Origin of the sequence: Apibacter adventoris (genome assembly GCF_002964975.1) — a bacterium.
GTDB classification, from domain to species: domain Bacteria; phylum Bacteroidota; class Bacteroidia; order Flavobacteriales; family Weeksellaceae; genus Apibacter; species Apibacter adventoris.
The window spans coordinates 1-410 of the sequence record NZ_PSZM01000016.1 but is presented as its reverse complement, the minus strand read 5'-3'; the positions used below and the strand labels follow the sequence as shown (position 1 = coordinate 410).

1 protein-coding gene is annotated in these 410 nt (G+C 23.4%); it reads right to left on the bottom strand.

All coding sequences use genetic code 11. From position 1 onward, the window contains the following. A partial coding sequence (locus tag C4S77_RS03010; protein WP_146106027.1) for a hypothetical protein occupies positions 1 to 311 on the bottom strand: 311 nt, incomplete at its 3' end. Positions 312 to 410: the final 99 nt, after the last annotated feature.

The following is a 410-nucleotide window of genomic DNA, read 5'->3' as shown; positions in this document are numbered from 1 at the left end:
TAGTATTCTATAGTTTTAATTAATTTTTTGTCTTTGTCATATTCAAAATTTCTATAAGAACCTTCTTCCTCTAAGTTTGTAAGTTTGGAAACCTGCCCGTTTTCATAAGAAAATTCATAAGTATTAGTATCATATTGAGGAGTATTGTTTTCGCCTATAAATACCTCTTTAATTGATAAATGATGAATAACCTTTTGAGTTTTAGACTCAGGTTTATTAATAACATCGAGATCATCATTATCATCATTATCACTACTGCAGCTAAATAGAATAAAGAGTAGAATGTTTAGTAGTACAATTTTGTTTTTCATTTTTTTATTAATTTAAGAGTTATTAATTGAATATTATAAAACAAAGACACATTAAAATATGTTAATATGCCTTTGTTTTTATATATTATATTTTACTTT